General features: G+C 68.7%; 26 protein-coding genes. 16 read left to right on the plus strand and 10 right to left on the minus strand.

Annotated elements, in window-relative coordinates:
• Positions 1–38 precede the first annotated feature (38 nt).
• Positions 39–1,256: an epoxide hydrolase family protein gene (locus tag ABZ803_RS11750; RefSeq protein WP_357035720.1), complete on the minus strand. Its 1,218-nt coding sequence runs from the start codon at positions 1,254–1,256 to the stop codon at positions 39–41.
• Positions 1,257–1,359: 103 nt separating this feature from the next.
• Here ABZ803_RS11750 and ABZ803_RS11755 point away from each other — a divergent pair, with 103 nt between their 5' ends.
• A complete protein-coding gene (locus ABZ803_RS11755; protein WP_357035723.1) occupies positions 1,360–1,926 on the plus strand; it encodes a CGNR zinc finger domain-containing protein in 567 nt (188 codons plus the stop codon).
• Positions 1,927–1,942: 16 nt separating this feature from the next.
• Here the strand turns inward: ABZ803_RS11755 and ABZ803_RS11760 are convergent, their stop codons facing one another.
• From ABZ803_RS11760 to ABZ803_RS11770, 3 genes are all read right to left on the minus strand, one after another.
• Positions 1,943–2,479 carry a hypothetical protein gene (locus ABZ803_RS11760; RefSeq protein WP_357035726.1) on the minus strand — a complete coding sequence of 179 codons (537 nt, stop codon included), beginning with the start codon at positions 2,477–2,479 and terminating at the stop codon, positions 1,943–1,945.
• A 369-nt stretch (positions 2,480–2,848) separates the two neighbouring features.
• A complete protein-coding gene (locus tag ABZ803_RS11765; RefSeq protein ID WP_357035729.1) occupies positions 2,849–3,220 on the minus strand; it encodes a DUF2511 domain-containing protein in 372 nt (123 codons plus the stop codon).
• 165 nt (positions 3,221–3,385) lie between these two features.
• Complete coding sequence (locus ABZ803_RS11770; RefSeq protein ID WP_357035732.1) at positions 3,386–3,838, minus strand: hypothetical protein; 453 nt, start codon at positions 3,836–3,838, stop codon at positions 3,386–3,388.
• A 137-nt stretch (positions 3,839–3,975) separates the two neighbouring features.
• Between ABZ803_RS11770 and ABZ803_RS11775 the strand changes: the two genes are divergently transcribed.
• A complete protein-coding gene (locus ABZ803_RS11775) occupies positions 3,976–4,602 on the plus strand; it encodes a TetR/AcrR family transcriptional regulator (protein ID WP_357035735.1) in 627 nt (208 codons plus the stop codon).
• On the opposite strand, the gene ABZ803_RS11780 is transcribed toward ABZ803_RS11775, so the two are convergent.
• Positions 4,586–5,251 carry a TetR/AcrR family transcriptional regulator gene (locus tag ABZ803_RS11780; RefSeq protein WP_357035738.1) on the minus strand — a complete coding sequence of 222 codons (666 nt, stop codon included), beginning with the start codon at positions 5,249–5,251 and terminating at the stop codon, positions 4,586–4,588. The two genes, ABZ803_RS11775 and ABZ803_RS11780, sit on opposite strands and share 17 nt — an antisense overlap.
• A 101-nt stretch (positions 5,252–5,352) precedes the next feature.
• Here ABZ803_RS11780 and ABZ803_RS11785 point away from each other — a divergent pair, with 101 nt between their 5' ends.
• The 3 genes from ABZ803_RS11785 to ABZ803_RS11795 all read left to right on the plus strand — a co-directional run bounded on the left by ABZ803_RS11785 (position 5,353) and on the right by ABZ803_RS11795 (position 7,328).
• Positions 5,353–6,822, plus strand: a complete 1,470-nt coding sequence (locus ABZ803_RS11785; protein ID WP_357035741.1) for a cytochrome P450 — start codon at positions 5,353–5,355, stop codon at positions 6,820–6,822.
• Entirely contained in the window at positions 6,819–7,004 is a 186-nt protein-coding gene (locus ABZ803_RS11790) for a ferredoxin (RefSeq protein WP_357035743.1), read from the plus strand. The genes ABZ803_RS11785 and ABZ803_RS11790 overlap by 4 nt, the downstream gene beginning before the upstream one ends.
• Positions 7,005–7,094: 90 nt before the next feature.
• A complete protein-coding gene (locus ABZ803_RS11795) occupies positions 7,095–7,328 on the plus strand; it encodes a hypothetical protein (RefSeq protein WP_357035746.1) in 234 nt (77 codons plus the stop codon).
• 29 nt (positions 7,329–7,357) lie between these two features.
• Here ABZ803_RS11795 and ABZ803_RS11800 read toward each other — a convergent pair whose 3' ends face one another.
• Entirely contained in the window at positions 7,358–8,095 is a 738-nt protein-coding gene (locus ABZ803_RS11800) for a uracil-DNA glycosylase (protein ID WP_357035749.1), read from the minus strand.
• A gap of 363 nt (positions 8,096–8,458) precedes the next feature.
• On the opposite strand from ABZ803_RS11800, the gene ABZ803_RS11805 reads away from it, so the two are divergent.
• From ABZ803_RS11805 to ABZ803_RS11835, 7 genes are all read left to right on the plus strand, one after another.
• Entirely contained in the window at positions 8,459–8,902 is a 444-nt protein-coding gene (locus tag ABZ803_RS11805) for a GyrI-like domain-containing protein (RefSeq protein WP_357035752.1), read from the plus strand.
• On the plus strand, positions 8,899–9,333 hold the full coding sequence (locus ABZ803_RS11810; RefSeq protein WP_062975927.1) for an effector binding domain-containing protein: 435 nt from the start codon (positions 8,899–8,901) through the stop codon (positions 9,331–9,333). Before ABZ803_RS11805 ends, ABZ803_RS11810 begins: the two co-directional genes overlap by 4 nt.
• A gap of 247 nt (positions 9,334–9,580) precedes the next feature.
• Positions 9,581–10,354, plus strand: coding sequence for a hypothetical protein (locus ABZ803_RS11815; RefSeq protein WP_357035755.1), 774 nt, complete (start codon positions 9,581–9,583; stop codon positions 10,352–10,354).
• On the plus strand, positions 10,344–12,482 hold the full coding sequence (locus ABZ803_RS11820; RefSeq protein WP_357035758.1) for an Rv1355c family protein: 2,139 nt from the start codon (positions 10,344–10,346) through the stop codon (positions 12,480–12,482). Before ABZ803_RS11815 ends, ABZ803_RS11820 begins: the two co-directional genes overlap by 11 nt.
• A 67-nt stretch (positions 12,483–12,549) precedes the next feature.
• Entirely contained in the window at positions 12,550–14,367 is a 1,818-nt protein-coding gene (locus tag ABZ803_RS11825; RefSeq protein WP_357036329.1) for an EAL domain-containing protein, read from the plus strand.
• A 93-nt stretch (positions 14,368–14,460) separates the two neighbouring features.
• The gene (locus tag ABZ803_RS11830; RefSeq protein ID WP_357035761.1) at positions 14,461–15,588 is read left to right on the plus strand and encodes a glycosyltransferase; all 1,128 of its coding nucleotides are present in this window, start codon (positions 14,461–14,463) and stop codon (positions 15,586–15,588) included.
• Between the two features lie 115 nt (positions 15,589–15,703).
• Positions 15,704–16,543 carry an SDR family oxidoreductase gene (locus tag ABZ803_RS11835; protein WP_357035764.1) on the plus strand — a complete coding sequence of 280 codons (840 nt, stop codon included), beginning with the start codon at positions 15,704–15,706 and terminating at the stop codon, positions 16,541–16,543.
• Here ABZ803_RS11835 and soxR read toward each other — a convergent pair.
• Positions 16,512–17,000: a redox-sensitive transcriptional activator SoxR gene (soxR, locus tag ABZ803_RS11840; protein ID WP_040869825.1), complete on the minus strand. Its 489-nt coding sequence runs from the start codon at positions 16,998–17,000 to the stop codon at positions 16,512–16,514. The genes ABZ803_RS11835 and soxR overlap by 32 nt on opposite strands.
• 134 nt (positions 17,001–17,134) lie before the next feature.
• On the opposite strand from soxR, the gene arcA reads away from it, so the two are divergent.
• On the plus strand, positions 17,135–18,391 hold the full coding sequence (arcA, locus tag ABZ803_RS11845; protein ID WP_040869824.1) for an arginine deiminase: 1,257 nt from the start codon (positions 17,135–17,137) through the stop codon (positions 18,389–18,391).
• A gap of 8 nt (positions 18,392–18,399) precedes the next feature.
• Positions 18,400–18,759 (plus strand): GntR family transcriptional regulator, encoded by a 360-nt coding sequence (locus ABZ803_RS11850; RefSeq protein ID WP_062972691.1) that lies wholly within the window; start codon positions 18,400–18,402, stop codon positions 18,757–18,759.
• Positions 18,760–18,762: 3 nt separating this feature from the next.
• On the opposite strand, the gene ABZ803_RS11855 is transcribed toward ABZ803_RS11850, so the two are convergent.
• Positions 18,763–20,379 carry a phospholipid carrier-dependent glycosyltransferase gene (locus tag ABZ803_RS11855; protein ID WP_357036332.1) on the minus strand — a complete coding sequence of 539 codons (1,617 nt, stop codon included), beginning with the start codon at positions 20,377–20,379 and terminating at the stop codon, positions 18,763–18,765.
• A gap of 181 nt (positions 20,380–20,560) precedes the next feature.
• On the opposite strand from ABZ803_RS11855, the gene rsmI reads away from it, so the two are divergent.
• Positions 20,561–21,400, plus strand: a complete 840-nt coding sequence (gene rsmI, locus ABZ803_RS11860) for a 16S rRNA (cytidine(1402)-2'-O)-methyltransferase (RefSeq protein ID WP_357035768.1) — start codon at positions 20,561–20,563, stop codon at positions 21,398–21,400.
• A 77-nt stretch (positions 21,401–21,477) separates the two neighbouring features.
• On the plus strand, positions 21,478–22,230 hold the full coding sequence (locus ABZ803_RS11865; RefSeq protein WP_357035771.1) for an isocitrate lyase/phosphoenolpyruvate mutase family protein: 753 nt from the start codon (positions 21,478–21,480) through the stop codon (positions 22,228–22,230).
• An 81-nt stretch (positions 22,231–22,311) separates the two neighbouring features.
• Here ABZ803_RS11865 and ABZ803_RS11870 read toward each other — a convergent pair whose 3' ends face one another.
• Both ABZ803_RS11870 and metG read right to left on the minus strand, forming a co-directional pair.
• Entirely contained in the window at positions 22,312–22,980 is a 669-nt protein-coding gene (locus ABZ803_RS11870) for a TetR/AcrR family transcriptional regulator (protein WP_062972630.1), read from the minus strand.
• Positions 22,981–23,203: 223 nt separating this feature from the next.
• Positions 23,204–24,790 carry a methionine--tRNA ligase gene (gene metG / locus ABZ803_RS11875; protein ID WP_357035775.1) on the minus strand — a complete coding sequence of 529 codons (1,587 nt, stop codon included), beginning with the start codon at positions 24,788–24,790 and terminating at the stop codon, positions 23,204–23,206.
• Positions 24,791–24,853 lie beyond the last annotated feature (63 nt).

Below are 24,853 nucleotides of genomic sequence, written 5' to 3' on the forward strand. Positions count from 1 at the left end.
AGCTCGGATCCTCGGACCGATTCCGGGCACGGCCGCGTTCACCGATTAGCGTCCAGCACCGCTGCGAGGCCTTCTTGCAGGTCCTTGACGAAATACTCGGGGACCTCCAGCGACGGGAAATGGCCTCCGGTTTCGGGGGACTTCCATCGGACGATCTGTCGGTACCGCTGCTGTGCCCAAGGGCGCGGGCACTTCTCGATGTCGCGGGGATATATAGTGAGGGCCGAGGGGACGTCGACGCGGAGTTCGGGGTCGAGCGAGTTGTGGCTCTCGTAGTAGATACGGGCCGACGACGCGCCGGTCCGCGTCAGCCAATACAGGGTGACGTTGTCGAGAATGCGGTCTCGGGAAATCGTCTCGAACGGGCTGTCTTCGGTATCGCTCCACTCGGCGAACTTGTCGAGGATCCAGGCGAGTAGCCCGACCGGTGAGTCGACGAGCGAGTAGCCGATGGTCTGCGGCCGGGTCGCCTGCTGCTTCGCGTACGCCGCGCGGTGGCGCGTCGGCGATCCGCTCCAGAAATCGCGGGTTTCCTCGATCCATTCGCGCTCGACCGCCGTCAGCCCGTCCGTTGTCATCCCGGGCGGCGCCTGCGCGAATGTCGTGTGGATGCCGAGAACGTGCGCCGGGAATCTGCCGCCGAGAACCGTGGTGATATTGCCTCCCCAGTCGCCGCCGTGGGCCACGAACTTGCTGTAGCCGAGCCTTCCCATCAGTTCCACCCATGCGGCCGCGATCTTTTCGGTTCCCCACCCGGTGGTCGCCGGTTTGTCGCTGTATCCGAAGCCTGGTAGCGACGGAACCACGACGTGGAACGCCGGCGCGTCCGCGTCTTTCGGATCTGCCAGCTCGTCCACTACATCGATGAACCGGGCAATGCTGTCCGGCCAGCCGTGCGTCAAGATCAGGGGAGTGGCGTCTGCGCGCGCGGATCGGCGGTGCAGGAAGTGGATTCCCAAATCGTCGATGGTCGTGCGGAATTGGCCGATCCGGTTGAGACGCTCTTCGAACGACCGCCAGTTGTACCCGGTGCGCCAGTAGTCCACGACCTCGACGAGGTCGGCGAGAGGAACGCCCTGGTCCCAGCGGCGAGGGTCGGGGGAGGCGCGATAGACCGTCTCGGTCTCCGGTAGCCGCGCCGCGGCTAGTCGCGCGCGCAGATCGTCGAGGTCGGCGTCACTCGCGTGGGCTTCGAATGCTTGGACGCCGACAGGGTCGGGCGGGAAAACCGGATCGAGGTGGCCGAGTGCGGGCATGAGACCTCCTGGTCGTCGCGGAACCGGCTACGGCATATCGAGAACCGGCTAAGACGGTTCTAACATGGCTTCGCATCGGCTTGCAACCAGCTAAGGTGGTTCCATGCCTGCTGGGCCTCCTGACTTTCGCCTCGGTAACGTGCTGGCGACCAGCTTCACGGGAACTCTGTCGGAGCGTCATGGCGATCCGGTGGAACGCATTCCCACGCCGCAGCGACTCGTCGATTGGCTGGTCGTGTACGGCCTGGCCGTGGACTCCTGCACCACCGCCCAGCTCGAACTCGCCCGGGAACTGAGGGAATCGATTCACGCCGCCGCGACAGCGGCCGCGATGCATGACCCTCTGCCTGCGTCTGCTGTCCGAGTCATCAATGACCGCAGCATGGCGGGTCGTGCGGCGGCCATCCTGACGCCGGAGGGCAGTCGTCAATGGCGACTCGGCTCGGCTTCCTGTGTGGAAGATGCCCTAGGCGTGATCGCCGCCGACGCGATCAGCATCATCGCAGGCGAACGCGACGGAAAACTGGCGCTGTGCGCATCGCCGACCTGCCGAGCCGCCTTCTTCGACACCAGCCAGAGTCGCACCCGAAAATGGTGCGACATGAACACATGCGGGAATCGTCAGAAGAAGGCGCGCTTCAACGCCAATCAGCGAAAAAACAAACGCTGAATGCCTGCCCGCAGGCTCAAGCAGTGGCGCTGCGCAGGGCGAACCAGCCGGTGCCTGGGTCGGCGAAGCCGTGGTACATCAGGCGGACTCGCTGGTCCACCTCGAAGAGGCGGTAGACGGCGAGCATGGCGCGGGCCGTCGCTTCCTGCTGGAAGTCGTCGATGCGGCGGTAGCCGATGGGGTGTTCGGGGAGCAGCGCCAAGCGGGTCAGTTCGGTGGGATCGGTGATGTCCAAGCCGATCGGCGCGGCGTCGGTGATGTGGTGGTCGTGCAGGATGTCGTGGACCTGATGGGGGTCGGGGCGGCCGGTACGGAACTCGTGCAGTTCGGGACGTAACCCTGGGTCCCCGGCTGCCGGTTCGTTCTCGACCAGGTCGATCACCTCGGCGTCGGGGGTCGGTGCGCCGGTGTCGGCGGAGAGCGGGGTCTGCTCGAGTAGGTGCAGCATATTGCCACCGGGGATCAGCGGCTCCGGTGCGAGGAACAGCGTCACCGTTGGGCAAAGGCAACCTGGGCCGACCAGGCAGACGCGCAGATGGAACGAGTCGGGCATGCGGCCCTCCTGCATGGGGCGGACCGGGTGCACCGGCCCTCGCTGGATCGGGACTTCGAGTTGCGCCGATCGCGAAGCTGCCGCGGCGCTTCGACGGTCGACCGTGCCGCAATTCCCCAGTCTAGGAGCCGGGCACAGTGCGCGCACCGCCATCGCCCGCTTTCGTCGGCGGATCCATGGCCTCGGATTCGGCCGCTCGTTCACGACTGGATATCCCTGCTGCGCGATGGTCGTCATCACGGTGTCGCCACTCTCCGTATCGACTCGGGCAACCGTGAACGCCTGAGCCGCGACGTTCCGCGGATGATGCGCTGCACCGAGCCCGCGCGTCGCTCTGCTCCTGGTAAGAGTCGAGGAAAGCTGCGGCCCTCAGCCGGAAAGATGGCAGAGCGCGAGAGTTTTGCTACGCATGGCTCCGAGGCTGATCTTGTCGCCTCCGGCACCGGTGGCGCGAAGGGGTTCGATGCTCGCGATTCCGGCGGTGGAGGCGTTGTCGTTGAGCGCGTAGGCGGTGCCGTCGGGGGCGATGAACACGGCGAGGTCTCCGGGCCGGCATTCCAGGGTGCCGTGGTCGACGGTGAGCGGCCACAGGTAGCCCAGATTCTCACTGCTGATCGCCTGACTGCTGGAAGTCGGCGTCGGGAGGGGTGACGGAACCGGGTGCGCGGGATTCTTCGGACCTGACCCGCCACCGCACGCGGAGGCCACCAACGTGCCTGCGATGAGACCGGTGATCAGCATCCACCGGAGATCCCTGCGGCGAGTATCGAGATCAACGCGCTTTTCCGACACGGACATCCGTGTATCCCCCCTTTGTGTCGCGCCGACTCGAGGCGCTAGGAACGCAGCCTACTGGCGGAAACCGACGCAGCGCCAGGGATGCGGCGCGGTGGGCGGAATCGAACCTCAGCTGATCTTGATCTCGACCGGCGGGGCCGCCAGGTGCGGGTAGTCGGTTGTCACGTCGACCCGTACGCGGCCGGGGCCGGTGGGCAGGGCGGCGAAGACGGTTCCCGGTGGCTGGTTCCCAGCCGTGTCGTCGCGGATGGGGACGGCCACGGTGCCCGCGGCGCCGGTGTCGAGGTTGCGCCAGTTGGCGAACGCGGTGAAGGCGCACGGCGTGTCCACCGGCGTCTGATTGACGAAGCTGATGCCGAAACGGGCCGCACCGGGTGTTCCGGTGGGCGAGGAGACGCCTGCCCGGCCTTCGCCGTAGCAGATATCGCCGAAGGTGTAGACCACTCCGATGTTCACGAACGCGGGTTCGTCCGCCGTCGCCGGGGCCGCCGAGGCGGCGAACCCGCCGATGCACAGCGCCGCGACAAGGGCGCTTCGTCTCGCCGGCTGTCTGCCTAGCACCGTCGATCACGCTCCTTCTTCGTCGAATCGAGCACTCTCGGACGGCCATTGTGCCCCGTCCGGGACCGTTCGCGGTCCGATTCCCGCGCATCGTCGCCGCGGTATGCGCGGGACCGTGACCGGCCTAGCATCGGTACGTGGAGCGAGGATCGTTGCTGAAAGCGCGGGCGGGCGGGAAACTGCACGGCGGTAATCACGGCATCGCGCCGGAAGACGTGGTAGCCGCGCAGCGCGCCCGCATGCTGGTGGCGATGATCGAGGCGGCCGCGGACAAGGGCTACGCGGCAGCGACGGTGGCCGACGTGCTGAAACGGGCCGAGGTGTCGCGGATGACCTTCTATCAGCATTTCGCGAACAAGGAGGCGTGCTTCCTCGCCGCCTACGACATGGCCGTGGAGATCGTGATGACCCGGATCGCGGGCGCGCTCGCGGCCGATGGAACGCCGCTGGAGCGGATAGACCGCGCACTCGACGCGTACTTCTCCACCCTCGCACAGGAACCGCAGGTCGCGAAGGTCTTTCTGGTCGAGGTGTACGCGGCGGGCAGGTCCGTGCTGGAGCGGCGGCTGGCGGCCCAGGCCGCTCTGGTGGACGGATTCGCCGCGGCGCTCGGCGCGGCCCGGCCGCATCAGCGGCTGGTGGGCGAGGCGGTGATCGGCGCGGTCGTCTCCTTGGCGACCAACCGCGTCGTCGCGGGCGACTTCGCCGCGCTGCCCGGTTTGCGCGAGCCGCTGATGTCGTCGTTGATCAGGAATCTGGTGTGAGGCCGGACAGTCGTGCGGCGACTGCGGGCAGCCGATCGAGCATCGCCACGGTGAAATCGCCGAGCAGCGCGATCAATCCGTCCCGGTCGATGTCGAGTCCGCCGTCCAGCCAGACCATGACCAGTTCGGCCGCGCCGCCGGTGATCAGCTGGGAGGTCGCGGCGATGGCGGTGTCCTGCCCTTCGGGCAATTCGAGCACCAGGCGCGTCTGCTCGATGATGACGTCGGCGACCTGGCGCATGCCCGCGAACCTGCTGCGCATGAGCGCCTCGTCGCCGTAGGTCTGGGCGAAGGCCACCTTCGCCCGCCGCGGATCGTCGGTGAGTTCGACGATGAGGGCCGCGACCCCGGCGCGGATCCGGTCGGCGGGCGTGCCCGTGGTGTCGGCGATGGCGGCCTTCGCCCGGTCGAGCGCCGCCTGCTGGATCTCCACCAGCACGCCGGAGGCGAGCGCGTCGCGGTCGGGAAACGCTTCGTAGAAGAAGCGCGGGCCGACTTTGGCCTGTTCGCAGACCCCGCGCACGGTCAACGCCGACAGTCCCTGGGTGCCGATGATGTCGAGGGCTGCGTCGAGCAACCGCCTGCGCCGGTCCTCACGGCGCTCGGCCGTCGAGGCTCCGCGGTAGGTGCCGCTGACGGTTCGGGTCACCCCGCAAGCTTGGCACAGTCAAAATTGGGAAACAAACGTTTACGGAAACGTATGTTTCCTTTATCGTCGGACTACCGCAGTGTCGCGAAGGGAAGACGGCCATGAGTCTGCTTGTGCCCCAGTCGTTCGATGAGGTCTCCGGCACGATCCGCCGAGCGCGGACCACCTGGGCGTGGCACGCGCAGCGGGCGGCCGCGCGGGCGGTCGCGCATTACCCGGCACCGGTGCGGCCGCTGGCCGATCCGCCGCAGGGTAGCGGACTGAAACCGGTGCTCGGCGACTTCGGGCTTCCCGGTATCGGGTACACCGTGCACGCCTTGGCCGATCCGATCGGATTCGCGCGCACCCGCTTCGATCGCTTCGGTCCGGTGCAGTGGTTCGGCATGCTCGGCAGGCGAATGGTCACCTTCGGCAGCCCGGAGGGGTACGAGGCGGTGATGCTGGACCGGAACAAGGTGCTGTCGGCGCAACGCGGCTGGGAGTGGCTGATCGGCCCGTTCTTCCGCGGCGGCTTGCTGCTGCGCGATTTCGACGACCACCTCTTCCACCGGCGCGTCATGCAGCAGGCTTTCACACGGCCGCGGTTGACCGGCTACCTCGACATGACCACGCCGCGGATCACCCGCGGCATCGCGCAGTGGGAGCCGGCCGACGACTTCCGCGTCTACCTCGCGATCAAGAAGCTGCTGCTCCAGCAGGCCACCGAGGTCTTCGCGGGCGCGGAACCCAGCGCGGACGCCGCACGGCTGGAGCGCGCCTTCGAGGACGCGGTGCGCGGTGGGGCAGCGCTGATCCGGGCGAACGTGCCGGGTGGGGTGTGGGCCCGCGGCGTGCGCGGGCGGCGGGTGCTGGAGGAGCACTTCCGCCGCGAGCTGCCCGCCAAGCGCGCGGGCGACGGCAACGATCTGTTCAGCGTGCTGTGCCGGGCGAGCACCGCGGAGGGTGAGACCTTCACCGACGACGAGGTGGTCGAGCACATGATCTTCGTGATGATGGCCGCTCACGACACCAGCACCATCGCGGCGTCCATGCTCGTCTACGAGCTGGGCAGGCATCCGGAATGGCAGGAGCGGCTGCGCGCGGAATCCGTCGCGCTGGGCAAGCCCGCGCTGGACTACGACGATCTCGACCGCCTGCCCTCGCTCGACCTCGCGTTCAAGGAGGCGCTGCGGGTCTATTCGCCGGTGGCCCAGCAGGTCCGCGAAACCATCGCCGACACCGACATCCTCGGCTACTACCTGCCGAAGGGGACGTTCATCCTGTGCGGGACGTACGGGCTCATGCGCAACGAGGAGTACTGGCACGACGCCGACACATTCGATCCGGAACGTTTCGCCGACCACCGCCGTGAGGACAGATCGCACCGCTTCGCGTGGGCGCCCTTCGGCGGTGGGGCGCACAAGTGCATCGGCCTCTACTTCGGCGGCATGACGGTCAAGGCCGTGGTGCACCAGATGTTGTTGCGGTATCGCTGGAGCGTGCCGGACGGCTACGAGCTACCGCTGGTCGCGGGGACCGGTCCGGTGCCCGCCGACGGCCTGCCCCTCCGGTTAGAGCGGATCGGCCGATGAGGATCGTCGCCGACCGCCTCGTGTGCGCGGGCCATGGCATGTGCGAAGCGCTGGCGCCGGACCTGTTCCGGGTCGGCGCGGACGGAATCGTCGTGCCCGCGGACACGGTCGCGCCGACCGAACGGGAGCTGCTCGAACTCGTCGTGGACAGTTGCCCGGTCCAAGCGCTGCGCCTGACCTGAGGTTTCCCGATTCGTTTTGCGACGACGGCGCTGGGTACCGCGAACTGCGACGCGCTAGTCCATTCGACGCGAGAGGACCGGTGAGACCAGATGGCCACCTGCGATACCTGCGGAAACGAGTACGACAAGACGTTCACCATCACCCGCGACGGCGAGTCCGCCACCTTCGACAGCTTCGAATGCGCGATCAACGCCATGGCGCCCACGTGCACGCACTGTTCCTGCCGCATCCTCGGCCATGGGGTGGAGGCGCGGGGAGAGTACTTCTGCTGCGCGCACTGCGCCCATGAAGCGGGACACCCGGCCCTGGTCGATCACGTCTGAATCGCGCGACAGCGGCGATGCGGGAGCGATCACCCGCGCGGTGCGTGGCTTCGCCGTACCTCGAGCCCGGCGGTTTCGGCCGCGTCGGCGAGTACCGCCTCGAGCATGGCCGGAGTGAGTCGTCCGGTGAAGGTGTTCTGCTGACTGACGTGATAGCAGCCGAACAGGTGCAGCGGGTTCCGCTCGGCGTCGGTCGCGGCCAGTTCCACGTGCGCGCCGTGGCCGAAGCGCGGGCGCGGGCGGGGCACCACCCAGCCCGCCCGTACCAGTACCGGGAGCAAGGCTTGCCAGCCGAACGCGCCCAGTACCACCACCGACCGGACGGTGGGCGTCAGCAACCGCAACTCGGTATCCAGCCAGTGGCCGCAGCGATCCCGTTCCTCGGGCGTCGGCTTGTTGTCCGGTGGCGCGCAATGCACCGGGGCGGTGATCCGCACGCCGTCCAGTCGCAGGCCGTCGTCAAGGCTGATCGCGGTCGGCTGGTTGGCGAGGCCGACCGCGTGCAGCGCCGCGTAGAGCACATCGCCGCTACGGTCGCCGGTGAACATCCGTCCGGTCCGGTTGCCGCCGTGCGCGGCGGGCGCGAGTCCGACGATCAGCATCCGCGCGTCCGCCGGACCGAAGCCGGGGACCGGGCGGCCCCAATAGGTCTGGTCGCGGAAGGCGGCGCGCTTCTGTTTCGCGACGAGTTCTCGCCAGGCCACCAGACGTGGGCAGGCGAAGCAGTCGGCGATCGTCGCGTCGAGTTCGGCGATGGTCCGGCACATGTCAGTACCGGTTGTTCGGGTCGGCGGCGGGCTCGCGCGGCTCGCGGGCGTGCCCGGGCGCGGCGCGGCGGTGCCGGTCGGAGATCGGCGTCTCGTTCATCAGAACTCCGTTCGGGGGTGCCCGAGGGGCGAACCGGACGATCATGCCCACTATGCATCAGCGCGACCCGCCGGTGCCGTCGGCCGCCGATCGCCTCCGTCCGGACCGTACCGCTTCGGACATCTGTCCAGTTCAGCGGGGTGATCGCGCGGTCGCCGGGGGCGATGTGTGATCGGTACCACCCGGTCCGGGTTGGTAGCATGGCGATTCCGACCGACCGGACGCGGTGGTTCACCTCCGGCTTTCTCCGAAAGAGTCTTTCCATGCAGTTTGAAATCGTCGAGCGGGACGAGACGTGGGTTGCCGGGCTGCCGGTGCGCAGCCCCAAACGTGCGCTCGGGGAACTGCGTGACCGTGATCTGGAGGCCGCCTGGGCCGCGGTGTTGCACCAGGAACTCGGCGGCCCGCTGGCCAGCGCCTACACCGATTACACCGGCGAGCTGGGCACTTACAACACGCAGATCGTCGGCTATCAGTGCGCGTCGTTCGACCAGGTCACCCGCGGGCACCTGGTTGCTCGGCTGCCGGGCGGTGCCTACGCCCGGTTCTCCTCGGTCGGCAACTTCCCGCAGGTGATGACCGACCTGTGGACGCAGATCGCCTATGCCGAGGAGCACAACCAGATCAAACGGACCTACACCGGCGATTTCGAGTGCTACCCGCACGCCTACAAGATCGATCTGTACCTGGCGGTCGACGCGCGATGAGCTATGCGATCGTGGTGCGCGCCGAGGCGATCTACGGCGGGCTGGTGGTGCCGCGGGTGCGCCCGAGCTTCAAGGTCAGCAACAGCGACCTGATCGATTTCCTCAAGGACCGGCTGCGCGACCGGGCCGGCGACGACCATCCGATGTACACGGTCTACGTGCCGGATCCGGCCGGGAACTACAACGCGGTGGTCTGCTTCGAGTACCCGTCCCCGGACGCTGTTCCGGTGGGGGACGTCTTGGTGCGGGTACCCAAAGGCGTTTATGCCCGTTTTGCGCCGAATGGCGACTATCACGATCCCGTCGAGGACGTTTGGGCGCAGGTAGATGACGCGACGGCGTCCGCCGAGATCACCCGGGCTTACCGCGAGGAGATCGAGATCTGGCACGGGCCGGAATCGGTCGAGTTGTTCATTTCCATCCTCGTTTAGCTTGCCGAATAGTAACTATTCCCGAACCGACTGGTCTCCCCGCTATTTCCGATTGCGATTGCGCCGGGTTTGACCTGCAAAAATATTGCATGTACCGGAGAGTTTTCGGAAGATTAGCCGGACGGCTGGTCAATTCCTGTCCGATGACGGATACTGCCCTGGGCAACTTCGTCTCGGCTCGGGGCCGTGGGGGGCTGCATCGGGCTGGACTATCGCGCAGGGCAGCGCGGCGATGGAGTGGAACAACATGACTGTGGATCTGATTGCAGTCGTGCCGAGGAACTCCCGTGGACGGGGAGTGCAACGGTATTACGACGCGCAATCCGAGTGTGCGTTCTTTGTCTCCGAACCGAGTGATCAGCCGGAACTCTGGCGCCGGTATCTGAACGGGGCGCGCGACGTTTACCGGCGATTCGGAGTCGAACAGGCGCTCGAATACGACGCCGTCGCCGACGGTGCGTCGACGTCGCTGTTCTTCGCCGCGCTCGACGCCGACGGCGACATGGTCGCCGGAACACGGATGCAAGGGCCGTATACGGACACGGGGCAGGCACACGCGCTGGTGGAATGGGCCGGTCATCCGGGCGCGGAGGACTTGCGGCGGATGATCGCCGCCCGGATACCGCACGGCGTGGTCGAGGCCAAGGGGGCATGGGTCGCCCGTGACGCGGCCCACCGGGCCGAACTCGGTGCCGCGATCTCGCGCACCGTGCTGCACGGCGCGCGCCTGCTCGGGGCACGGTACGGCTTCGCGACGGTGGCCTCCTTCACTGTGTCCCGGCACGAGGCGTGCGGTGCGGTCGCGGCCGAGCGCATCCCGGCGGTGCCGTATCCGGACGAGCGCTACCGAACCGTTCCGCTGTGGTGGGACACGCGAAGCTATGGCGCGTTCGCCGAGGAATCCCAGCGGTCCGCGACGCGAGCCGAGCAGGACGCGCTCGGCTTGCCCCCCGTGCGTCCGCTGGACACGCGGTGCGGGGCGGGCCGGGCGACGGAGGGCCGGCGCGGCCATGGGCGATGACCGGCACCGAGAGGCGGAATACCGGCCGCTGATCCTCGACCCGGCCGATCCGGCGGACGGGCGGACCCTGGCGGGCCTGCGCGACGACCCGCACGTCGAGTTCCGCGACCTGCGTGTGTCGTTGCGCGCCGAGCGTCGCAAGATGGTCGCCGCGCCGGATTTCCCGGAGGGGCCCGAAGCGGATCGCTGGATCTACTATCCGTGGCGCGCCGCGGTGGTCGGATTGCCGGGGCCGCGGACTTTCCGCTCCATTCGGCTGGATCGCAATCGGAACAAACTCACCGGAGCCGAACAGGAACGTCTGGCCGAAGGCACCATCGGGATAATCGGACAAAGCGCGGGAAACGCGATCGCGCAACTGCTCGCACTCGAGGGCGTTTGCGGCGGGCTGCGCTTGGCCGATCTGGACGAAATCGAATTGTCGAATCTCAACCGGGTGGCGGGAACGCTGTTCGACGTCGGCGTCAACAAAGCGGTGGTGACCGCCCGCCGTATCGCCGAGTTGGATCCCTATCTTCCGGTGGAGATCTTCGCGGCCGGGGTCGACGAGAATTCGGCGGACGAATTCTTGGACGGCCTCGCGATCGTGGTCGAGGAATGCGATTCTCTCGATATGAAACTGGTGATTCGCGAGGCGGCGGCTCGGCATCGTATTCCGGTGCTGATGGAAACCAGTGACCGCGGTTTGCTGGACGTCGAGCGTTTCGATCTCGAACCGGAGCGTCCGGCGTTTCACGGATTGCTCGGTGAGGTTCGCGCGCAGGACCTGCGCGGGCTGACCTCGCGCGAGAAGGCGCCGTTCGTGGTGAAGCTGCTCGGCGCCGCCGGCCTGTCGCCGAGGCTGGGTGCGAGCCTGGTCGAAGTCGGCGAGACGGTGACCAGCTGGCCGCAGCTGGCCGGTGACGTCACCCTCGGCGCCGCGAGCGTGGTCGCCGCGGTACGGCGCATCGGACTGGGGATGAAGCTGGCTTCCGGTCGCGTCCGGGTCGATGTGGAGCGGCATCTCGACGAGCTGGCCGACCCTCCGCCGAACGACGAGCCGGTGTGGGCCGAGGCGCCGCCGGAGCCCGTCGGCGGACCCGTCGAAAGCGTCCTGGCCTGCGCCCAACGGGCGCCGTCCGGGGGAAACATGCAGCCGTGGTCGCTGCGCGCCGAGGCAGGGGAGATCTCCATCGAACTGGCGCCGCAGCACAGCACGGCGATGGATATCGGCTATCGCGGCAGCGCCGTCGCGCTCGGCGCGGCCGTGTACAACGCGCGGGTCGCCGCCGCCGCGCACGGGATTCTCGGGCCGCACGAGTTCGTCGAGGGCCCGCCGGGTTCCGGTCGTCTCCTCGCCCGCCTGCGACTGGGGAACGGCCGCAGTGCCGAGCTGGCCGCCGACTATCCCGCTGTGCTGCGCCGCGAGACCAACCGAAGGATCGGCACCGGTGCCGGGCCTGCCGACGGCGTACTCGACACGCTAACAGCGGTCGCCGAATCGGCCGGGGCGCACGTGCGCGCGGTCGTGGATCGGCAGGACATCGAAGAAGCTGCACGTTTGCTGGGCGATTCCGATCGAATCCGCTATCTCACGCCGCGCTTATACGAGGAAATGCTCGCCGAGGTCCGCTGGGCCTCCGACGACGACCCCGAGACCGGAATCGACGCGCGCAGCCTGGAGCTGACCGAGGACGAGCGGGCGGCATTCGAGATCACCACCCGCGCCGACGTCATGGCGCAGTTGCGGTCCTGGGCGGGCGGTTCGGCGCTGGGCAAATACACCGGTGACCGGGTGCGCTCCAGCTCCGCCATTCTGGCGGTGACATTCGACGGGATCGACCCGCGATTGACCGACTACGCGGCGGCCGGAGCGGCGGTCGCGCGGGTTTGGGTGCAGGCCGAGCGCCTCGGATTGGGTGTGCAACCGATTTCCCCCGTATACCTCTACGCCCGACGCCATGGCGAACTTGCTGCGATTTCCCCCGACTTCGCGGATACACTAGCGTCACTTCAGGGCCGTTTCCTGGACCTGCTGGAAGTGCCTGAGCATGAGACCATGGCGTTGGTGCTTCGCCTGAGCTACGCCTCCGCCGCCACCGTACGCAGCAGGCGGCGTCCGGTGCTCGGTGTGGACACCAGTAGTTAGCGCGATCGGAGACAATGTGCCACGGCGGACACTCGACTCGTTGGTGACCCAGGTCGCCTCTGAGCTCATGGGTGTGGACGCCACGACCATGGTCGCCGCCACCGAACGCGTGCTCGCTCAACTGGTCGAGTACTTCGACGTGGATTTCAGCTACGTGCGACACACCGACCGCGAACGCCGGGCAACCGTGCTCGTCGCGGAATGGCCGCACCGGCAGAACATTCCCGATCCCGACCCGCTCGGCGTGATCTACTTCGACGGGGCCGATCCCGTGTTCCGTGCGCTGGAGAACGCGACCGAGCCGATGGTCGCGCGCCCGACCCCGGAGTTCGCCGATTACCAGGAGACCGTCCGCCGCGGGTCCGGCATCGCGGGGGTGACCTCGGCCGCCGTGCCGCTGCTGTCGCGGGGCGAGCCGACCGGCGTGCTCGGCTTCGTCAAGTCCGGCGATCGCGAGTGGAGCACTCGTGAACTCAACGTGCTGAAAGCCATCGCGGCGCTGTTCGCGCAGCTACAGGCGCGGGTGGTCGCGGAGGAACGTCTCCGATATATCGCGCTGCACGACGACCTGACCGGCCTGGCGAATCGGCGTGCGCTGCTCGAGCACATGGAGGAGCGATTACGCTCCGGCAGTCCCGGCCCGGTGGCCGCCTTCTTCCTCGATCTGGACCGCTTGAAAGCCCTCAACGATTTCCTCGGCCACACCGCCGGGGACAACTTCATCCGCACGTTGTCGACGCGATTGCGGGAGAACCTGGACCCGAACGACATGATCGCCCGACTGGGCGGCGACGAATTCGTCATCGTGCCCGCAAAGCCCATGGACGCGGTGGCCGCCGAATACGAGGCGAACCGCATCCAGCAGTTGATCGCCAGGCGCGTCACCGTCGGCGGCGAGTCGGTCAGCCGGGGCGCGAGTGTCGGCGTAGCGCTCGGCTTCCCCGGTGAGACCACCGTCGCCGACGTGTTGCGCCGCGCCGATCACGCCTTGTTGTCGGCGAAATCGGGCGGCGGCAACGGCGTCGCGGTGTTCACCGACACCATGCGCGCGCAATTCGAACTCCAGGACGACGTGGAGCTCAACCTGCGCGGCGCGGTGTCGGACGGCTCGCTGCTGCTGCACTATCAGCCCGAGGTGGATCTGCGCACGGGCCGCATCGTGGCATTGGAGGCGCTGGTCCGCTGGCTGCACCCGACCAGGGGGCTGCTGCCGCCCGCCGCGTTCGTCACCGTCGCCGAGGCCACCAACCTGGCCGGCGAGCTGGGGCGCTGGGTGATCCGTTCGGCGTGTGCGCAGTTCGCCGAATGGCGCAGGCGCGGCCTGGCGGGCAACGTGGTGATGCGGATCAACGTGTCACCGGTGCAGCTGGTCAGCCTCGACTTCGTCGAGCGCATCGAGGACATCCTTCGCCTGTTCGGCATCGATGGCAGCTCGGTGTGCCTGGAGATCACCGAGCACGTCGTGGTGCAGGACCTGGCCCGGACCCAGGTCACGCTGCGCGGCCTGAAGCGGATGGGTGTGCAGATCGCCATCGACGACTTCGGCACCGGTTACAGCTCGCTGTCGCATCTGAAGGCGCTGCCGGTGGACGCGGTGAAGATCGATCGGGGGTTCGTGCAGCGGCTCGGCGCCAGCACCGACGATCTGGCCATCGTGAAATCCATCATCGGCCTGGCCGGCTCGTTCGGGCTCGGTGTCGTCGGCGAGGGCGTCGAGACGGCGGTCGCCGCGCGCACCCTGGTCGGTCTCGGCTGCTACCGCGCGCAGGGCTTCCTGATCGCCAAGCCGATGCCCGCCGAGCAGGTCGAAACGCACCTCACCGCGGGCCGCATCCCGCTCGATCTGGATCTGCCCCGGGCCGGGCGCGGGTTGCCCGCGCACTGAGATCACGGCCGCAGCCGCCGGTTATCCGGGTCTTCCACGCCCGTTCACGCACCGTTGGGCACGGGTGCCCCGATGCGCTGCACGATCGGCCGCGTGCGCATAGTTCAGCTTGCGAACTTCTACGGCCCGCGTTCGGGTGGGCTGCGCACGGCGCTGCACCACCTGGGAGAGGGATACGTCGCCGCCGGACACGACGTGGTACTGATCGTGCCGGGTCCGCGCCGGTCGGAGGAGATCCTGGCCACCGGGGTCGCGCGGATCACGCTGCCCGCGTTGGCCATTCCGTGGACCGGTGGCTACCGTGCGGCCGATCCACGCCGGGTGGCCGATGTGCTGGACGGGTTGCGGCCCGACGTGCTCGAGGTGTCCGACCGGCTGACCCTGCGCGGCTTCGGCCGCTGGGCGCGGCGGCGCGACGTGACCGGCGTGATGATCTCGCACGAGCGGCTCGACCGGCTGCTCGGTCAGGTGCTGCCCGGTCCGCTGGCGCGGCGCTGCGCCGACGTGGCCAACCGGCACACCGCCACCGACTACGACATGGTCGTGTGCACCACCGAGTTCGCCCGCGAGGAGTTCCTGCGCATCGGCGCGGCGAATGTGGAGCTGGTCCCGCTCGGGGTGGACCTCGAGCTGTTCAATCCGCACCGGCGCGATCGCAGGCTGCGCGCCGACCTCGGCGTGCCGGGTCATCCGCTGCTGGTGCACTGCGGCCGGTTGTCCGTCGAGAAGCGGGTGGATCGCAGCATCGAGGCGATCGGCGCGTTGCGGGAGGCGGGTGTCGAGGCGCGGTTGGTCGTCGCCGGGGACGGTCCGCGCCGGGACGCGCTGCAACGGCGGGCCCGCGCGCTGGCCCCGCTGCCGGGCGGGGTGCCCGCCGTGCACTTCACCGGCTTCATCTCCGAGCGCGCGATGGTCGCCAAGCTGCTCGCCACCGCGGACGTCTCGCTGGCGCCAGGCCCGCACGAGACCTTCGGCCTCGCGGCGCTGGAAGCGCTCGCGGCTGGCACACCCGTGGTGGCCAGCCGATCCTCCGCCTTGGCCGACATCGTGACCGCCGACTGCGGCGCGGTGGCCGCCGACCATCCCTCCGCGTTCGCGGCGGCGGTCAGCGACGTGCTGGCCATGCCGCAGGCCGGTCGCCGCCGCGCCGCCCGCAGCCGCGCCGAGCAGTTCACTTGGCCGCGAGCCGTCGCGGGCATGCTCGCGGTCCTGGGGCGATAGCGGCGTTCCGGTCGGCGACAGCCCACTGGACTACCCTGCGGGGAACCGATTCGGCGATTCGAGATGGGATGCGCGGGTGCTGGGTAGAGGGCGTGGGCGAGCGGGGCGAACTACGGTGCGCGATGCGAAGGCTTTGGTCACGGGTGCGGCGAGCGGCATCGGCCGGGCCACCGCGCTGGCCGCCGCCGCGGACGGCGCCGAGCTGGTGCTCACCGACATCAATGCCGAGGGCTTGGACGCCACGGTGACCGACATCCGCGCCGCGGGCGGTCGCGTCGCCCTGGCGGAAGCGCTGGACATCACCGACTACGACGCGGTGCGTGCCTTCGCCGACCGGGTGCACGCCGAACTCGGCAGTCTGGACGTCGTCATGAACATCGCGGGCACCTCGGTGTGGGGGACCGTGGAGAATCTGGAGCACAAGCACTGGCGGCGCATGGTGGAGGTCAACCTGATGGGCCCGATCCACGTCATCGAGACCTTCGTGCCGCCCATGGTGCGCGCGGGCAAGGGCGGTGCGCTGGTCAACGTGTCCTCGGCGGCGGGGCTGCTCGCGCTGCCATGGCACGCGGCCTACAGCGCGGGCAAATACGGTATTCGCGGCGTGTCGGAGGTGCTGCGTTTCGATCTGGCGCAACACGGCATCACGGTGCACTTGGTGGCGCCGGGTGCGGTGAACACGCCGCTGGTGCAGAGCGTCGAGCTGGCCGGGGTGAACAAGGAGGACCCGAAGATCAAGCGGCTCACCGCGGCTTTCGCCGAGCACGCGGTGCCGCCGGAACGGGTGGCCGCGGCGATCCTGCGCGGGATCGAACGCAACCGGTTCCTCGTCTACAGCTCGTTCGACATCCGTTTCGGATACTGGTGGGCACGCAAATTCGCGTTCCCCTACGAGTTCGTGATGCGCCGCACCAGTGCGCGTTTCAGCAGGCTGCTGGCTTCGACGGGCAGTTGAGCTGCACGTCGAGCACGCGGGCGCCCGGACCCTCGGCGCCGAGCCGGTCGTGCTCGTTGACCAGGCGGCAGCTGCCCAGCGACAGGCAGCCGCAGCCGATGCAACCGGTGAGGCTGTCGCGCAGGCGGATCAACTGAGTGATCCGGTCGTCGAGATCGGCACGCCAGACGGTGGAAAGGGCCTCCCAGTCGCGCCGGGTGGGGGTGCGGCCCTCGGGCAGCTGATCGAGTGCGGCACGGATCTCGCTCAGTGGTATGCCGACGCGCTGGGAGATGCGGATGAACGCCACGCGGCGCAAGGTCTCGCGGGCATATCTGCGCTGATTGCCGCTGGTACGTCTACTCGTGATGAGCCCCTCGCGTTCGTAGAAGTGCAACGCGGAGACCGCGACTCCACTACGCTCGGAGAGCTGCCCGGGGGTCAGCTCCTTCGCCCGCCAATCGGCTGCTGTCGACATGCACGCTCCTCCCAATCACCTCAACAATACTTGAGGTACGGAGGTGCCGGGACCGGATTCGGTGATCGCGGGTGATCGGCATCCGAAGCCGGGAATTCCGTGCTCTCCGGGCCTCGGCGCACTACGGTCTGATCATGGGAGCAGATGCTGTATCCGCGCGGGAGGGTGCGCGCCTGGCCGTGACATCCGAGGTCGGCACGCTGCGTACGGTGCTGCTGCACCGGCCGGGCAACGAGTTGCGCAGGCTTACCCCACGCAACAACGATCAGCTGCTGTTCGACGGCATCCCCTGGGTGGAGCGCGCGCAGCAGGAGCACGACGCCTTCGCCGAGGTCCTGCGCGGACGCGGCACCGAGGTGCTGCTGCTGTCGGACCTGCTCGCCGAAACCATCGAGGTCAGCGGCGCCGCCCGCATCCAGGGCATCGCCGCCGCGGTCGACGCGCGCAGGCTCGGGCATACGCTGGCCGACGAGCTGGCCGCCTTCCTGCGCGGTGTGCCCGCCACGGAATTGGCCGAGATCCTGGTGGCGGGAATGACCTTCGACGAGTTGCCCTTCGGGCCCGATGCCACCTCGCTGGTGCGCCGCATGCACCACGGCGGCGACTTCGTCATCGATCCGCTGCCCAATCTGCTGTTCACCAGGGACTCCTCGTTCTGGGTCGGTCCGCGTGTCGCGATCACCTCGCTCGCGCTGCCCGCCCGCGGCAGGGAAACCTCGCTGACCGACCTCATCTACGCCTTCCATCCCCGGTTTCTCGGGGTGCGCCGCGCCTACGAATCGCACACCGCTCCGATCGAAGGGGGCGACGTGCTGCTGCTGTCGGAGGGGGTGGTCGCGGTGGGCGTCGGGGAGCGCACCTCGCCCGCGGGTGCGGAAGCGTTGGCGCGCAGCTTGTTCGACGACGACCTCGCGCACACCGTGCTCGTGGTGCCGATCGTGCAGACCCGCGCGACCATGCACCTGGACACGGTGTGCACCATGGTCGACGCGGACGCCGTCGTGATGTATCCGGCGGTGCGGGAGTCGCTGTGCGCCTTCACGATTCGCAAGGAGGACGATTACGGCGGACGGTCCGGCAGCGGCCGGGTCGGGATCAGCGGCCCGGATCCGTTCCTGCCCGCGGCCGCCGAGGCCATGGGCATCGGCAAGCTGCGGGTGATCGACACGGGGCTGGACGGCGTCACCGCCGAACGCGAGCAGTGGGACGACGGCAACAACACCCTCGCCCTCGCTCCCGGCGTGGTGGTCGCCTACGAGCGCAACGAGATGACCAACGCCAGGCTGGAGGACGCGGGCATCGAGGTGCTGCGCATCCCCGGCTCCGAGTTGGGCTCCGGCCGCGGCGGACCCCGCTGCCTGTCGTGCCCGCTGTCCCGAGACGACCTGTGAGCGCGGGCATGTTCACCGTCACGGTCTCCCACGAATCCGCTGTGCCGCCCTACGAGCAGCTACGCCTCGCCGTCATCGCCCAGGTGCGCTCCGGCGAGCTGACGGCCGGAACCAAGATCCCGACCGTCCGCGCCCTGGCCGCCCAACTCGGCCTCGCCCCCAACACGGTGGCGCGTGCCTACCGTGAGCTGGAGGCCGACGGCGTGGTCGAAACGCGGGGCAGGCAGGGCTCGTTCATCGCGTCGTCCGGCGACCCCACCCGCGACGTCGCGGGCCGCGCGGCCACCGCCTATGTCGCGACGGTGCGCAGATTGGGATTGGACGACGCCACCGCCCTGCACTACGTGCAGGCGGCCTTGGAGGGGTAACCCTCACCTCCAGCTGGGCAGCCAGAGATGGTCGTGCCAGTTGCCCGGGGTGATCGGGAGGGCGGTGAGAATCGGCCAGAGCCAGATGAAGTTGGCGATCACCAGGCCCTGGTAGAGACACACCGCGAGCAGTCCCAGGCTGCGCCGTTCGTTCGGCGGGGCGGGTAGGTAGGTCCCGGCGGGGCTGCGCGGAATGATGCTCGGGTGCGCCGGGCCGAGCACGTCGCCGAGTGCCAGTGCCACACCCATCACCAGGAACGGGGCCATCGGGACGGCGTAGAAGTAGTACATCTGCCGGTCGAGCGTGGCGAACCAGGGCAGCAGCGCGGCGCCGTAGCCGACCAGCACGGCGCCGTACCGCCAGTCGCGACGGGTTACGGCGCGCCACAGCATCCAGGCCAGCACCGGGCCCGCCACCCACCAGATGGCGGGCGTCCCGATCAGCATCACGGCCTTCACGCACTGGGTCTGGCCGCAACCGCTGACGCCGCTGTCGGCGTAGTAGTACAGCATCGGGCGCAGCCCCATGGGCCAGGTCCATGGTTTGGATTCCCACGGGTGATGGTTGCCCGCCGAATTGGTCAGCTCGGTGTGGAATTCCAGCGACCTGGCGTTGAAGTACCAGAGCGAACGAAGCGCGCCCGGCACCACATGCGACCAGAATCCGCCGGTGCCGATCGGGTCGGTCGGCGCGGACGGATTGCCCGGCATGTACCGGTACACGCCCGTCTCGCTCGCGAACCAGGCCCAATAGCCGGCCAGATAGACGCCCAGGGGTACGAGCACCAGCGCGTAGAGCGCGGGCCCGATATCGCGCAGCGCGACGCCGAGCCAGGGACGGCGCACGCCGTAGTCGCGCCGCGCCGCGAGATCGTAGTAGACGCTCAGCAGGCCGAAGGCGGCGATGAAATAGACGCCGGACCATTTGGTTCCGCAGGCCAGGCCGAGCAGCACGCCCGCGCCGAAGCGCCACCAGCGCACCCCGAGGCGCGGCCCCCAGTCCGTCACGCCGATCCGGCCGTCGGCGTCCGCGCGGGCGAATCGGGCGCGGACCTCGTCGCGGTCGACGATCAGGCAACCGAAGGCGGCGGTGACGAACAACCCCATGAAGATGTCGAGCATGCCGATGCGCGAGGACACGAAGGTGAGCCCGTCGGCGATCAGCAGGATGCCCGCGATCGCGCCGATCAGGGTGGAGCGCGCCATCCGGCGCACGATCCTGATCACCAGCAGCACCAGCACGGTTCCGGCCAGCGCGGCGGTGAAGCGCCAGCCCCAGCCGTTGTAGCCGAACATCGCCTCGCCCAGCGCGATGAACTGCTTGCCGACCGGAGGATGCACCACCAGCCCGTAGCCGGGGTTGTCCTCCACCCAGCCGCCGGTGAGCATCTGCCAGGCCTGCGGGGCGTAGTGCTTCTCGTCGAACACCGGGGTGCCCGCGTCGGTCGGGTAGTTCAGCATCGTGAAGCGCGTCACCGCCGCGATCGCGGTGAGGAACGCCGTCACCAGCCAGCCGCGCAGGCGGTCGTCGGGCCCGAAGTCGGGCGGCGGCCGCAGCGGGCCCGGGCTCGACCAGGAGGGCACGGTTCCGAACCGTGCGGTCGCGCGCTGGTCGGTCACCTGGGTCACGCCCCGATCGTATGCTGTGCCGCCGCTGCGAGTATTCAGGCCGTACGCGTTGGGTGGTTTCGCCGAGACCGGAATACGCTACGAACCGATTTCGTCAGCACACGGGTAACTCGCGAATCCTTCGACACCCGACTCGGACGGCCCGACTACTCGGAGAGGCGGCACAGCGACAGTGACGACGGGCAGGCTGGTGCTCGCGGCGACACCGATGGGCGACATCGGGGATGCCTCGCAGCGCCTGCGCGAGGGACTGGCGACCGCCGACGTGGTGGCCGCCGAGGACACCCGGCGCACCAGGTCGCTGGCCAAGGCGCTGGGCGTCGAGATCTCCGGCCGGGTGGTGAGTTTCTACGACCACGTCGAGACCGCGCGGATCCCGATGCTGCTCGACGAGATCGCCGACGGCCGCACGGTGCTGCTGGTCACCGACGCGGGCATGCCGTCGGTGAGCGATCCCGGCTACCGCATGGTGGCGGCGTGCGTCGAGCGCGACCTGCCGGTGACCTGCCTGCCCGGCCCCTCGGCGGTGACCACGGCGCTCGCGCTGTCGGCCCTGCCGGTGGAACGATTCTGCTTCGACGGATTCCCGCCGCGTAAATCCGGCCAGCGCCGGGAATGGTTGCGCACGCTGGCCGCCGAATCACGTGCCTGCGTCTTCTTCGAGGCGCCGCACCGGCTCGCCGACTGCCTTGCCGACGCGGTCGAGGTCCTCGGTCCGGACCGCCGCGCCGCCGTCTGCCGGGAGCTGACCAAGACCTACGAGGAAGTGGTGCGCGGCACCCTGGCCGAACTCGCCCGGTGGGCCGTCGAGGGCGCGCGCGGCGAGATCACGGTGGTGCTCGCGGGCGCTCAGCCTTCCGCCGCCGACCCCGCGGACCTGGTCGACGCCGTCGAATCGCTGACCGCCGCGGGCGCGCGGCTCAAGGATGCCTGCGCGGAGGTCGCCGCCGTCCATGCCGTTTCCCGTCGCGAACTCTACGACGCGGTTCTCGCCGCGCGCCGCACCTCGTAGGCCGACCGCGTCCCTGTGAGGTTTCGCTCCGCCGCGGGTAGTCGACCCGAGGTGGTGCGGCGGGCATGATCATCGGTATGACTTCTCTGGAGAGCAAGGCCACGACGTTCCTCGGCTTGCACGTGCCCGGGGACCCCGGAGTCTTCCCCACGGTGTGGGATGCCTGGTCCGCGAAAGTCGCCGTGGCGGCGGGCTTTCCGGCCCTGACGGTCGGCAGTCACCCGCTGGCCGACTCGATCGGCCGCGAGGACGGGGAGAAGATGACGTTCGACGAGTCGATGACCCGGGTACGGCAGATCACGGCGGCGGTGGACGTTCCGGTGTCGGTCGACATCGAGTCGGGATACGGGCAGGAGCCCGCCCGGCTGATCGACGGGCTGCTGGAAGCGGGTGCGATCGGGCTCAACATCGAGGACACGGTGCACAGCGAGGGCAAGCGGCTGCGCGCGGCGAAGGAACACGCCGACCTCGTGCACGGCCTGCGCGAGGCCGCCGACGCGGCGGGTGTGCACCTGGTGATCAACGCGCGCACCGATCTGTTCCTGCGTCAGGACGGCGAGGCTTCCGATCGCGTCGACCGCGCCATCGAGCGCCTGAAGCTGGCCGCCGAGGCGGGCGCGGACGTGCTGTTCCCGGTGGGCCGCCACGCCGAGGCCGACATGCGCCGTCTGACCGGTGAACTGCCGCTGCCGATCAGCGCCACCGTCGCGCCGGACCAGGCCGACAAGGCCGCCCTCGCCGATCAGGGCGTCGCACGGATCACCTTCGGCCCGTTCTTGCAGGCCGTGCTGACCAAGGAGATCGAGACCTTGCTCGGCCGCTGGAAGTGAGACCCGCGGCCGGTACCCCACCGGACGACGAGTGGGGTACCGGCCGCGCACTGTGAAAGGCCCGCACGGCGGTCGCGGTGATCAGGAGGGGACCGCCAGCCCCAGGGCGGTCATGACGAACTCGACGAACAGCGGCGCCAGATCCGGCACCCGCGCGGGTCCGTCGGAGACGATCACCCGCCGTGTCCGTTCGCCGATCGCGTCCGGGATCAGGGCGATCAGCCCGTCGGAGAGTTCCGGCAGCGCCGGGTCCGCCGCGCGCGCTTGGTCGTAGAACACCCGATACAACTGGGCGAACCGGTCGACGGCCAGGTCGCGGTAGCCCACGGCGTCCTGGTTCACCTTGAACGACTCCACCAGCACCAGCCGGGCGAAATCCGGCTCGGTGGCGACGGTCCGGCAGAAGGTGACCACGATGGATTCGATCTTCGCGTAGGCGTCGGCGTCCGGCGGCAACTGGGCGAGTTCGTCCGCGATCCGGGTCGCCATGATGTCGACCCCGGTGTGCACCGCCTCGGCGAAACACTCCTCTTTGTTGGCGAAGTGGTCGTAGAAGGTGGTGCGCGAAACCCTGGCTCTGGCAACGATGTCGGTGAGCGTGGTGGCCGGGTAGCCCTTGCTGTCCACGGATTCCACCATCGCCTCGACCAGCCTGCCGCGTTGCGACGTGAGCACGGCTTCGCGTGCCGCCCGATGCCGCTCGGCGAAACCGGACCGGTGAACGGATGCCGTCGCGTGCTGCTGGCCCATGTGTGCCCTCTCTGTGCCGGAACCGATCCCGAACGGAACGTCGTCGTACCGATCGCACACGGTCCGGGGTGTCGCCAGGCCGCGAACCGGTGTTTCATTATCCGACAACGCATTCCACGGTGGGAAGGCAGGTGGATCCACCCGTGGGCATGGTGCCGCGCAACACGGCGAAAGTGTTGTGCGCCTTATCGTTCCGGCCCGCCGCGACGCTGGGCCGCAGCGATCAGTCCTTCGGCTCGACGTACTTGGGGAACACCGGTTCCGGCGCGGGCAGCGTCAGTCCGGGCTCGATCGGGGTCGCGATATCGGCGAACGTCCGGCTCTGTTGCCCCAGTTGGTCGAGGATGCGGCTCGCCGACCCCGGCAGTACCGGCTGCACCAGGATCGCGACGATGCGCAGCACTTCCAGCGTCACGTACAACACGGTGGCCTCGCGGGCGAGATCCTCCGGCGTACCGGACTTCGCCAGCGCCCACGGCGCCTGCGCGGAGAAGTACCGGTTGGTCTCGCCCAGGGTCAGCCAGATCGCCTCCAGCGCGAGATGCATCTGCTGCGCGTCGAACTCGGCCCGGCAGCGCTCCAGCAGTCCGCCCGCCAGATCCAGCAGCGCGCGGTCGTCATCGGTGAACTCGCCGGGGGTCGGCACCACGCCGCCGCAGTCCCGTGCGACCAGCTTGGTGCTGCGCTGCACCAGATTGCCGAACTCGTTGGCGAGGTCGCTGTTGATCCGGCCCACGATGGCCTCGTGGCTGTAGCTGCCGTCCTGGCCGTAGGAGATCTCGCGCAGCAGGAAGAAGCGCACCGCGTCCAAGCCGTAGTTCTCGACCAGTTCCAGCGGATCGACCACGTTGCCGACCGACTTGGACATCTTCTCGCCCTTGTTGTACAGGAACCCGTGCACGAACACGCGTTTGGGCAGCTCGATACCGGCCGACATCAGGAACGCGGGCCAGTACACCGTGTGGAACCGCGTGATGTCCTTGCCGATGATGTGCACATCGGCGGGCCAGAACTTGCCGAAGGCGGCGGAGGAGGTGTCGGGGAATCCGACGCCGGTGATGTAATTCGTCAGCGCGTCCACCCACACGTACATGACGTGGTCGGGGTGGCCGGGCACCGGCACACCCCAGTCGAAGGTGGTGCGCGAGATCGAGAGGTCCTTCAGACCCGCCTTGACGTAGCTGACGATCTCGTTGCGCCGGGTGGCGGGCGCGATGAATTCCGGGTGCTCCTCGTAGAGCGCCAGCAGCTTGTCCTGGTAGGCCGACAGCCGGAAGAAGTAGTTCGACTCCTCGGTCCAGGTGACCGGCGTCTTGGACTCGGTCGAGATGCGGGTGCCGTCCTCCAGCACCGTGGTCTCCTCGTCGGTGTAGAACGCCTCGTCGCGCACCGAGTACCAGCCCGAGTAGTTGCCCAGGTAGATGTCGCCGTTGGCCAGCATCCGTTCCCAGATGGCCGCGCTTGCCACCTGGTGATCGTCGTCGGTGGTGCGGATGAACCGGTCGAAGGAGATGTCGAGCGTCTTGTCCATCGCCTCGAAGACGTCGGAGTTGCGCGCCGCGAGCTCTTCCACCGGGAGGCCCTCGGTGGCCGCTGCCTGCTGCATCTTCTGGCCGTGCTCGTCGGTGCCGGTCATGAAGAACACGTCGTAACCGTCGAGGCGCTTGAAGCGGGCGATGGCGTCGGCCGAGATGTACTCGTACGCGTGCCCGATGTGCGGCGCGCCGTTCGGGTAGGCGATGGCCGTGGTGATGTAGAAGGCGGGGCGGTCAGCTTCGCTCATGGTGTGTCTACTGTAATGCGCGTGCATTCTTTCGCTCGCGTGAATATGCCCTGCGCCGACGCGCGGGTCCCCGCGTCCGCGCCGCGCGGT

Origin of the sequence: Nocardia sp. NPDC047648, assembly GCF_040642815.1 — a bacterium.
Lineage (GTDB): Bacteria > Actinomycetota > Actinomycetes > Mycobacteriales > Mycobacteriaceae > Nocardia > Nocardia gamkensis.

Coding starts and splice junctions, on each gene's coding strand:
- ABZ803_RS11850 (WP_062972691.1), top strand. CDS start 18,400: ATGTTCACCGTCACGGTCTCCCACGAATCCGCTGTGCCGCCCTACGAG.
- ABZ803_RS11815 (WP_357035755.1), top strand. CDS start 9,581: ATGACTGTGGATCTGATTGCAGTCGTGCCGAGGAACTCCCGTGGACGG.
- arcA (WP_040869824.1), top strand. CDS start 17,135: ATGGGAGCAGATGCTGTATCCGCGCGGGAGGGTGCGCGCCTGGCCGTG.
- ABZ803_RS11790 (WP_357035743.1), top strand. CDS start 6,819: ATGAGGATCGTCGCCGACCGCCTCGTGTGCGCGGGCCATGGCATGTGC.
- ABZ803_RS11825 (WP_357036329.1), top strand. CDS start 12,550: ATGGGTGTGGACGCCACGACCATGGTCGCCGCCACCGAACGCGTGCTC.
- ABZ803_RS11755 (WP_357035723.1), top strand. CDS start 1,360: ATGCCTGCTGGGCCTCCTGACTTTCGCCTCGGTAACGTGCTGGCGACC.
- ABZ803_RS11810 (WP_062975927.1), top strand. CDS start 8,899: ATGAGCTATGCGATCGTGGTGCGCGCCGAGGCGATCTACGGCGGGCTG.
- soxR (WP_040869825.1), bottom strand. CDS start 17,000: ATGTCGACAGCAGCCGATTGGCGGGCGAAGGAGCTGACCCCCGGGCAG.
- ABZ803_RS11820 (WP_357035758.1), top strand. CDS start 10,344: ATGGGCGATGACCGGCACCGAGAGGCGGAATACCGGCCGCTGATCCTC.
- ABZ803_RS11765 (WP_357035729.1), bottom strand. CDS start 3,220: ATGCTGATCACCGGTCTCATCGCAGGCACGTTGGTGGCCTCCGCGTGC.
- ABZ803_RS11785 (WP_357035741.1), top strand. CDS start 5,353: ATGAGTCTGCTTGTGCCCCAGTCGTTCGATGAGGTCTCCGGCACGATC.
- ABZ803_RS11795 (WP_357035746.1), top strand. CDS start 7,095: ATGGCCACCTGCGATACCTGCGGAAACGAGTACGACAAGACGTTCACC.
- ABZ803_RS11865 (WP_357035771.1), top strand. CDS start 21,478: ATGACTTCTCTGGAGAGCAAGGCCACGACGTTCCTCGGCTTGCACGTG.
- metG (WP_357035775.1), bottom strand. CDS start 24,790: ATGCACGCGCATTACAGTAGACACACCATGAGCGAAGCTGACCGCCCC.
- ABZ803_RS11760 (WP_357035726.1), bottom strand. CDS start 2,479: ATGCCCGACTCGTTCCATCTGCGCGTCTGCCTGGTCGGCCCAGGTTGC.
- ABZ803_RS11750 (WP_357035720.1), bottom strand. CDS start 1,256: ATGCCCGCACTCGGCCACCTCGATCCGGTTTTCCCGCCCGACCCTGTC.
- ABZ803_RS11800 (WP_357035749.1), bottom strand. CDS start 8,095: ATGTGCCGGACCATCGCCGAACTCGACGCGACGATCGCCGACTGCTTC.
- ABZ803_RS11870 (WP_062972630.1), bottom strand. CDS start 22,980: ATGGGCCAGCAGCACGCGACGGCATCCGTTCACCGGTCCGGTTTCGCC.
- ABZ803_RS11805 (WP_357035752.1), top strand. CDS start 8,459: ATGCAGTTTGAAATCGTCGAGCGGGACGAGACGTGGGTTGCCGGGCTG.